Origin of the sequence: Paenibacillus radicis (ex Xue et al. 2023) (assembly GCF_024722015.1) — a bacterium.
Taxonomy (GTDB): domain Bacteria; phylum Bacillota; class Bacilli; order Paenibacillales; family NBRC-103111; genus Paenibacillus_S.
In genome coordinates this window covers 13,721-24,468 of record NZ_JANQBD010000033.1, presented here as the reverse complement: position 1 = coordinate 24,468, position 10,748 = coordinate 13,721, and the positions used below count along the sequence as shown (strand labels likewise).

Below are 10,748 nucleotides of genomic sequence, written 5' to 3'. Positions count from 1 at the left end.
TTGGGCTGGATATGGTATGCATAGAGACTAGGGAGGACATTTCATGAGTAAAGCTTTTTCGAGAAAAAGCTTTAAGATCGGCATTCTTTTGATGCTACTATTGCTCACGTGGGGAGCACTGCTGGTGCAAGCGGACAGCGAGAGTTGGACGGATGGAAATCATGCCGAAGTAGACTGGTATTTGAATAATCCCAATTATCCGACGTTTACGATCGACAGTCCTAGCAAGCTGGCGGGAATTGCCAAGCTTGTAAATAATGGAACGACGAATTTTCAAGGGAAGATTCTGGAAATGAACGCGGACAGCTTTAATGGAAGGGAAATGGATTTGTCGACATACACCTGGACTCCGATCGGTACGAAGGATCATCCGTTCAGAGGCACTCTCATTGCCAAGATCGGCGGACCTATTACCATCTCCGGGATAAAAGTAAAAGGCAACTACAGTTATGCGGGCTTTATCGGCAACATGGAAAATGCCACGGTGGGAGGAGGCTTAATACTGTCCGGAACAGTAGAGGTCAACTCTTCGGGAGAGATGTATGCGGGAGGCCTTGCCGGACGCGTTAAGAGCACCGGTAGCGGCGGCAGCTATATCTACGATGTATCCACGAAAGTCAGCCTGGACGTCACGGTGACCGGCAATACCTATGCTGGCTATGCGGGTGGCATCGCCGGGTCGGCAAGCGGGAGAATCTACAATGTGGCAAACAGCGCTCCCGTTACCGTTACCGGTGTTACCTACCTTGCAGGCGCCGGGGGCATCACGGGTGTTACCGAGGGTGCGCTTACGCTGAATACGATCTCTAATAAAAACACGGGGGCAATTTCCGTAGTGAACACCGGGGCTGCAGCGGCAGGCGGGATCATCGGTCAGGTGAATACCGGTTTGTCGATGGCAGAAGGCAACTCGACCATCACAAACAGCGGCAACGTCAAATCGGGCGGGACAACCGCTTATAGCGGCGGAATCATTGGCCGTTTGGTAGCCTCGGCGGATTCGGTCACCTTCTCCGACCAGACGGCCAACTCGGGTAATGTGCAGGTAGACGCGAGCAATTCCACGGAGGCCTATGCAGGCTCGCTGGCGGGCTTGTTCGAAAAGGATTTGCCTCTTGGCTTCAATTATGCAAGTTCGGGATTGGTCCGCAATCAGGCGAAGGATCGGGTGTATACGGGAGGCCTGGTAGGTCGGGTAAAAGGAAACCTGACCCTGAGCAGCAGCCTCGATAATAGCGGGGATGTCGAAGCTGCGGCTTCCGGTACGGGAGGAGTATACACAGGCTCTGTTGCAGGTTATGTGGACGGCAATCTTACCGCAGCGCCCGGCAGTAAGATTAAAAATCAAGGGAAAGTAACTGTGTCCGGCAGTGCTTCCCAAATTTATACAGGGGGCTTCCTTGGTGCAGCCGGCGGACAGGTCGCCTTCGGCAGCACGCAGCAGGGAGCGTATGTCAACAGTGGAGACATTACGGTAACCGGCAAGTCGGACATTTATACGGGAGGAATCATTTCCAGTCAGGCTTACACGCAGGCGGCAAACAACGTATCGAATACAGGCAATATTACAGTAACGGGAGACAAAGCTTTGTACACCGGCGGCTACATCGGCAAAATCGCGGCAGCCGGGGCCAATCTCTCGGGCGAGCAGTACGCCAAAACGATTCGTGTCAATGGAACTGCCACGCAAAATACGGATTTGGCTGCAGGCATTTTTACCGGCGGCATTGTCGGGCTTGTTGAGCAGGCCGGAACCATAGATGGCGCCTCCTTTACAGGGACGCTCACAGTAGCAGGAGGAGAATACACCTATACAGGGGGGATTGTCGGCTATTTGGGGGCTGGAACGATCTCAGGCGCCAAGGCGGGAAACACCGCTGCAAGTCAGGCGGCTATTGACTCTACAGGGGATACGGGAGGCATCGCCGGCTATTCAGCCGGAAGCATCTTGACCTCTGCTCCTGAGTATATAACCATTCGTGCCCAAGGCCAGAACGGGCTTGCCGGGAGAGTGGGAGCAATAGCCGGGGAGACCGCCCCGACGGCGTTCATTGGAAGCGGGGCGTCACCCATCACGGTTAAGAATGTGAGTGTGACTTCCGCCGCAGACAAGACCATGCTCGGAGGAGCAGTCGGTGAAAACCGTTCGGGCAATGTTTATATCTCGATGCCTTTGACGGAGACTAGCGAGCTAACGCTGCAATCCAGCGGGGCTGACTCCATCATCGGCGGTGTATTCGGCAAAAACAGCGCTTCGCTTGCCGCTGCTAATCTGCCAAACATTCGCAATATCAAGCTCACTTCCAGCGGCGCGCGCGCACAAGCGGGCGGCATCATCGGTCAGAACGCGGGAACGCTTAACAGTATAGCGATTCTGAATCCGGATATTTCCGCCGAAGGGCAGAGCAGTATCGCAGGCCTTCTTGCAGGCCGCAGCAGCGGCAGCATCGTCCTGCCTAAAGTCATTAGCGAGGATGACCTGAATCCGAAGCTGACGGTAAACGGACCGCAATCCGTGGCCGGAGGCATTGCGGGAATACTGGAGAATGCGGCCATAACCGGCAATGGTGTAGACGCGGCAGTTGCCAATGCTCTTATCAACGCCACCGGGGATGGCAGTATCGCGGGAGGCATCGCCGGTCAAAGCATCCTCTCCAATCTGGATTCTGTCGTCAGTGGCAGCCCTGTCATTACGATCAGCGGCGCCGGTTCTACGGCAGGCGGTATCGCCGGGGAATCTAAGGGAGCCGGTTATCATATTCAAAGCAGCATTGTCCAGAAGCCTCTAATTACTGCAACCGGTGCTACTTCCAAGGTGGGAGGCATTGCAGGATATACGGAAAATGAAATAATAAACTCTTCCATATCTGCTGAGGAAGGGGAGTACGCCATTCTCAAGGTCGGCGGGGCGAATTCCCTTGTCGGCGGTATAACCGGCAAGGCGGCAGGCGCCTCCATCAGCGGGAATGCCCAAGGCCGCAATGTGGAGAACGTGCTCATCCATCTCCTGGAAGCTGCAGATGGAACAACGGCTGGAGGGGCTGTTGGCTGGAATGAAACGACCCCGATACGCAGCTTGTATGCCGTTAATGTGAAGATCACAGACAACGCTCCGCACTCTACAGTAGGCGGATTGGTCGGTTACCACAAAGGATCAAGCAGCGCTCTCATTGCGGATAACTACATGTCGGCGATCAACATAACGGCAAACGCCTCGTCCGGCAATTCCGTTTTGGGCGGCCTTGTCGGCTTGAACGATACCAGAGCTGGAGGTATGGACGACGGCGACCCAAGGGCGATAGCAAGCTCCGTTCAAAATAACAGGAGTCTCGGCAGTTTGACGGTGAACTCCTCTGATTCCAAAGTGGGCGGTCTTGTAGGAGAGAACCGCTCTGTGATCGCCAATACAAGCATTTCCGACGGCTTCCGCGTCGTCTCCCAGGGCAGTCAGAACACGGTAGGCGGCCTTGTCGGACTGAATGCCAAGGCGGTATACTACTCGTTCTCAAGTGCGGGCTTGACCTTGGGAGGCAGCCGGACGACGGCAGGCGGCCTTGTCGGTGAGAACACCGGACTTGTCGCTTCCTCTTACATTAATAACGATATATCGGCCGACATTAGTGGAACCGGGGACGGATACGGTTACCTGGGCGGATTGATCGGCAAAAACAGCGGCACGGTTGATCGGTCGTACACCTCCTCCGTTGTTTCTTCCAACGGGGCCTATGCCAACGTAGGCGGTCTTGTGGGCTGGCAGGACAGCGGTAGTGTAGACAGCAGCTACACGGCGAAAAATGTGCTGGCGCAAGGTGCCAATTCCTTTGCAGGAGGCTTCTTCGGCAGAATAACAGGCGGTACCGCCAAAGACAGCTATTCGGCAGGGCAAATTTCCGGAGAAAATGGCGCTTATGCGGGCGCCTTCGCCGGCAGGTACGATACGGCCAATAAGGAACTGCTGGAAAACAACTATTATGTGAAAGATGAAACTTTAGGGATCAACAGCGGTCTGCTAGACTTTGCAGCAGGAAACTATTACGAGCTGAAGCTCTATAGGCGCCTGTCCCCTATTCTGTCCAGCAGTCTGGCGGATAGAGAGGCCTTCAAAGTTTTGTCCGGCTGGGATTTCAGCAGCCAGAATAAATTATGGACGTACGGTACGACCCATGCGGCTTACATTTATCCCGAGCTGGTGCTGGAAGCCGGCAGCGGGGGAGGCCCCACCCAGCCTGAGATCAACGTCAATATCAGCTGGTATACGCAGCATAAAGAGGATCTTCGTTTCTCCATCGGCACGGAAGCAGAGCTGGCGGGACTTGCGGCAATCGTTAACGGCCGTGTGACAGGGCTTCCGCGGTTCGATTTTGCCGGAAGAGTGGTGGAACTCACTGCTCCCATCCGTATTCAGTCCGCTCAGTGGATACCGATCGGCAATAGCGAGCAGCATGCTTTTGAGGGAAGCTTTAACGGCAAAAACTACTTGATCAGCGGTTTGAGAGTGGATAAGCCTGATTTTTCCGGCTTATTCGGAGTAGCAGGAAGCAGCGCAGTTATCAGCCAAGTCAAGCTGGAGCCAGTTGCGGTGACAGGGGCAAGCCGTGTCGGCGCGCTGGTTGCGTGGAACAAGGGACAAATCTCCAACGTAAATATTAACGTACCGGCCGGAGGTTATGTGACCGGAGGAATGTATACAGGCGGTGTTGCCGGGGAGAGCCAGGGAACGATACGGCAAGCTGCTGTTGCCGTGGATGCTACCGGGGAAATCCGCTCCTTCACTAGCGGCGCAGCCGTTGGAGGTGTAATCGGTTATGGTTCTACTGGCAGCCTCGCCGACACGACCATCAAGATGAATGGCGGAATGATCAAAGGCTCAGGCTCCGACAGCAGTACGGGAGGCGCTGCGGGCATCTCAAGTAGGGATCATACCGTGAGCGGAATCCGCCTCCTTGCTCATAATGAAGGCATTGCCAATCCGATGAATATTACGGGCAGCGGCAATGTAGGGGGCATTATCGGAACCAAAACGGGTAAAGAATCAGCCGTATGGGACGTCTCTGATGTGACCATTGAGCAAGCGGTTATTTCCGCAGGAACCGGCGGCAATGCAGGGGGCGTTGCCGGTAGTCTGGAAAAATCGGCTCTTCTGAACGGCGTTTTCAAGGGGATCATCAAGTTGAGCGCGGATGGCGCAAACGTGGGAGGCATCGCCGGCAGAAGCCTTGATTCGATTATTTATAAAGCAACGACAGTCCCGGATATTACCCTGTCCACGTCATTGGGAGCAAGCAACGTGGGAAGCATTGCGGGGATCGCTGAGACGACGGTGGATACGGCTTTCGATTTTGGCAAGATACTTCCTTTGTACAGGGGGATCACGCTATCCAAGGCGGAAGGCGGAACAGTCCGAATCGTGGGGACAGGCAATCAGGCCGACGTTTCGGTCGGGGGTGTTGTCGGATTGAACAAGTCGTCCTCCCTTTATTACGCAAGCGCTGCTTCGGGTATCGAGGCTTCAGGCGTGAAAACGGCCAGTATCGGAGGTATCGCCGGCAGGAACCAAGGGGACATCGTAAACGGGGTTTCAACCTCCGCTATTACGGCTTCGAACTCCAGCATTTACAATGCGGGAGGTATCGCCGGACTTTCGACAGGCGGCCGGATTTTCTATTCACAGGCAAATGCCGGCAGTACCGTGAATATTAGCGGCACGGTGGGGAACTCGGGTGTCACTACTGCCGCTCATACGGGAGGCTTTGTCGGCAGGGTGGCGGATACGATCATCCGAAACTCGGTTTCCGATTCGATCGTACGGGTTGCCAGTGATAATCCATACACGACGCTATACACGGGAAGTTTTGCCGGACTTCTGGAATCCGGCGGTATTGGCAACGGATCGATTGAGCGTTCTTACGCGAAAGGCTCCGTTACTGTATCCGGGAAGGCGGGCTCATACGCCGGCGGCTTTGCCGGGGATATCGATCACTATACGATTCAGGAAGCTTATGCCTCGGGAACAGTTTCCAACACGGCCTTTGATGCCAGAAGCGGCGGCTTTGCCGGTATGATCGATCAGGGCGCAGTTATTGCTAAAGCCTATGCTGCCCAAAGCAGCGTGGAGGCTATTGGTGCACACGGAGCAACGCGGGCGTACGCGGGCGGCTTTGCCGGGTATAACAACGGCACTCTGACGGAGACGTACGCCGCTGTGGGGCACATGGCTTCTCTGGCCAATGGATCCAACTCCTATGTCGGCTCTTTCATCGGCTATAACTTCAGAGACGGCCAGGTGAACAATTCCTATTATGAGGGAGATACGGGGATCGGCCATGGAACGGCGGTGCAGGGCCTTACTCGTGCTGATCTCTCTGTGCAGGAAAGCCTTGCCGGTTGGGATTCTGCCACAGATCATGCTTTCTGGGCATATCTGGATGGAAGCAATGGCGGCAAGCCTGTGCTTAGAAACGTTTCCAGCTGGACATTTGCACCGGATATGTCGTTTATGATGGAGCCGTCGTCCGCTGGCAGTCTTGTCATTACCAGCGAGCAACAGCTTGGAGCTGTGGTAGCGCTGCTAAATGATTCAGATCTCAGCTTCTATCGTCTGTATCATAAAAACGCAGCACAGAAGCCAACGCTATCGAAAGTGACGCTGGGACGGGATGTGAACCTTTCCGGCGCACTATGGATTCCTTTCGAAGAGTTCACAGGAGAATGGGACGGCGGAGGCAAAAAGATCGCCGGCATCAGCTATGGCGGAAAGGGCATTGAGAACTTCGGCTTTGTGAGAATTAATAAGGGGACAATCCGGAACACGGTCTTCGCTGACGCACGTATTGCAGCCGGATCGAATGTAGGGATTGTCGCAGGAACGAATGCGGAGAACGGCGTTATCTCGAGCATCACCGTAAGCGGCAAAGTGTCCGGAAGCGGGGATTATGTAGGCGGTGCAGTAGGTAAAAGCATCGGCGTCCTCAGTGGCGTCTCGGCAGGGAATCTCGAAATAAGCGGTCGGGATTATGTGGCAGGGATTACCGGATCGGCAAAGCAGCTGTCCAATATCCAAACAGGCGACATCACCGTTACAGCCGCGCATCATGCCGGAGGCATAGCAGGAGAGGCTGCAGGCATTTCGAATGTGACTGCCGGGAACGTGACAGTCAAGGGCGAAGGGATGATTGGCGGCGTGGCGGGAGCGGTGACAGGGCCAGTCAGCGGCATCCGGGCGACAAGCGTGACTGTGGAAGCGGCAAGCGGGACAGCGGCAGGCGTTGTACCGGAAACGGACAACGAAATCAAGGATGTGGAGCTAAGCGGTGTAAACGTTAAAGGCTCCGGCTATATCGGCGGTATAGCCGGCAAGACGACGGCGGCGATCAGCGGCATCACCGTGACCGGGAAGACGCAGATTGTGGCGACAGGAAACTTTGCCGGAGCGATAGCCGGATCGGCGAAGCAGGTAGCGAATATCCGGACAGGCGACATCTCCGTAACAGCCGCGCATAATGCCGGAGGCATAGCAGGAGAGGCGGCAGGCATTTCGAACGTGGCTGCCGGGAATGTGACGGTCAAGGGCGAAGGCGCGCTTGGCGGCATGGCCGGAGCGGTGACGGGACCTATCAGCGGCATCCGGGCGACAAGCGTGACTGTGGAAGCGTCTAATGGGACGGCGGCAGGCGTTGTGTCGGAGACGGGCTACGAAATCAAGGATGTGGAGCTAAGCGGTGTAGACATTAAAGGCTCTGACTATATAGGAGGCATAGCCGGCAAGACGACGGCGGCGATCAGCGGTATCACCGTGACCGGGAAGACGCAGATTGTGGCGACAGGAAACTTTGCCGGAGCAATAGCTGGATCGGCAAAGCAGGTAGCGAATATCCGGACAGGAGACATCTCAGTAACAGCCGTGCATCATGCCGGAGGCATAGCAGGAGAGGCTGCAGGCATTTCAAACGTGGCTGCCGGGAATGTGACGGTCAAGGGCGAAGGCGCGCTTGGCGGTATGGCCGGAGCGGTGACGGGACCTATCAGCGGCATTCGGGCGACAAGCGTGACTGTGGAAGCGGCAAGCGGGACAGCGGCAGGCGTTGTATCGGAAACGGACAACGAAATCAAGGATGTGGAGCTAAGCGGTATAAACATTAAAGGCTCCGGCTATATCGGCGGTATAGCCGGCAAGACGACAGCCGCGATCATCCAAGCTTCTGTCCAAGGAGAGCTATCGATTAAGGATGGCGTGGCCGGAGGGATTGTCGGCAGGAATGAAGGCAGCATAGACCGTTCCCACTTTAAGGGGGCGATATCCGGCAAAGGGCATATCGCAGGAGGATTGGCCGGCGAAAATATGGCTCGCATTGAAGCCTCTTATGCTGTAGGGAGCATCGACATTAAAAAGGATGCCGCTCTGGTGAAGATTGGCGGGCTCGCCGGAACAAGCAGCCCGGCTGCTGTCATTGAAAAAAGCTTTTCGGCTGCAGAGCTTCATGCAGAAGCCGATGTTGTAAGCGCCGGAGGAATTGTCGGCGAAAACGAAGGATCTCTGAACGGCGTCTTGAACGCCGGGAATATTCATGTCTCGGGCCAAAGCATTACCCGGGCAGGAGGAATAACCGGATATGCGCTCGCGGGCAGCATCAATAACGTCCTGAGCTATGGACAGGTCGAAGGAGCAATAAACGGATTGATGATCTACAACAAGACCTTCTACGGCGGAATAGCCGGACAGGTCGCGGATCAAGCGTCCATTGCGAATGCGTTCGGCGACAGGCAGATGCTCAAGGAAGATATTGTTTACAGCGATAGCAGCGGTCAAATCGTCAAATCCGTACCAGGCAAGGCAGAGAATCTGAAAACCGGCGCTCTTGTAAAGGGTACGCTGTACGCAGGATTGGACGCGACGATCTGGAAGGCTTCCGCTGGGTTGTATCCTCGGTTGGCCCAGTTTGACGGCTTAGATACGGCCAAACTGGCGGCAGCGGCAGTTGTGCTGAATGAATATGATACAGCTTATCGTGTGAAATCCAGTTATACTTTAACTAACGACCCTTCCATTGTGTGGAAGACTGTGAACAAAGAGGGCGAGGTGCAGCTTGTCGCATCTTTGCAGCAGGAGAGCAAAACCATTACCGTGAATAAGCAGGCTCTGATGTATGCCGATACGGCACAGAAGCCGACAGGATTGTCGACTACCACCTTTGATGGAACGGTTAATATCACCTTATCTGCTGATGAGCCAAAGGGAATCATTTATTACACCTTGGACGGCAGCTCACCTACTGAGGAGTCATTACGGTATAACAAGCCTTTAGCTTTAACACAGACTACAACCGTGAAGGCGATTGTTGTAGCTGGAGGTAAAAACGACAGTGAAGCTGTTCAGGCTGTGTATACGAAAAGGGAGAACGTTTCCGGCGGTAGTGGCGGGGGAGGCGGAGGCGGTTTTATGCCTACGACTGGTTCAACCGTTGATGTTCTTGTTAATGGCAAGCCGGAAACGGCGGGTTCGGAAACGACATTGGTCAATGGCTCGACCGTCACAACCACAATCGCAGTGAATGAGCCTGTAATGGGGAAAATCCTGGAGCAGCAAGGCGACAAAGCGGAAATTACCATCATGTTCAATAAATCATCGGATATATCGATTGGAGAGATGAGTGCCGAGTTTGTCAAATCTATGGAAAACAAGAACGCTGTATTGAAAGTGAATACAGGCACGGCGACCTACACCATACCGGCGCAGCAGCTCCATGTGAACGCGATCTCCGAGAAGCTGGGCAAGCAAGCGGCTTTAAAGGATATCAAGATACGAATCGAAATACGTACGTCTGGGCAAGAACAGGTTAAACAGCTGGCTACCGCGGCAGTCAATGGTAATTTCACCGTCCTCATGCCGCCTATAAGCTTTAAGGCTTCCTACATGTATGGTGACATAACGGGAGAACTCGATAAGTTCAACACCTACGTGGAAAGGATGCTGGCCATAACGGATGAAGCAACTGCCAATAAGGTAACAACGGGAGTTGTAGTAGAAGCGAATGGTGCAGTTAGCCATGTGCCTACGAAAATCAGATTTGTGGACGGCAAAGCCTATGCTGCAATCAATAGTTTAACGAACGGTATTACGTATTCGTTGATCGCGCATCCAATGGAGTTTAAGGATGCTGAGAATCACTGGGCGAAGGATGCCATCAATGATATGGGATCACGAATGGTTGTAGGCGGGGTAGGCGAAGGGCTGTATGAGCCTAACCGTGACATTACCCGCGGCGAGTTTGCCGCTATCGTGGTCAAGGCATTGGGCCTTAAGGCTGAAGTAGTCGGTACCCATCAGTTCGGTGATATAAAAGCATCGGACTGGTACGCCCCTTACATTCAAGCAGCTCATGAATATGGAATTATTTCCGGGTATGACAATGGCAGCTTTGGAGCCATGGACAAGATTACCCGTGAGCAGTCTATGACGATCATCGCAAGAGCTATGAAGATTGCAGGTATGGATGCAGCACTTGCCGCGGGAGAAACGGAGCAATTGCTCGCAGGCTTTAAGGACTCTGTTCTTGTAGCTGACTATGCGAAGTCAGGCATAGCAGCAAGCTTGAAAGCGGGACTTGTATCAGGAAGAAGCAGCAGTCTTATGGCTCCTGCCGATAATATGACTCGCGCGGAAGTAGCATCTATTATCCAGAAATTATTACAGAAATCAGGACTGATTTAAGTACGTTCCGTTTCCATTGTATTAAATGATATTTTGATGA

At 54.1% G+C, this 10,748-nt stretch carries 1 protein-coding gene; it reads left to right on the top strand.

Annotated features, from left to right (window positions below):
• Positions 1–43 precede the first annotated feature (43 nt).
• Positions 44–10,708, top strand: a complete 10,665-nt coding sequence (locus tag NV381_RS32310; protein ID WP_258217431.1) for an S-layer homology domain-containing protein — start codon at positions 44–46, stop codon at positions 10,706–10,708.
• Positions 10,709–10,748 lie beyond the last annotated feature (40 nt).

Bases quoted from the DNA above. Each gene is read 5' to 3' on its own strand.
- NV381_RS32310 (WP_258217431.1), top strand. From the start codon at position 44: ATGAGTAAAGCTTTTTCGAGAAAAAGCTTTAAGATCGGCATTCTTTTG.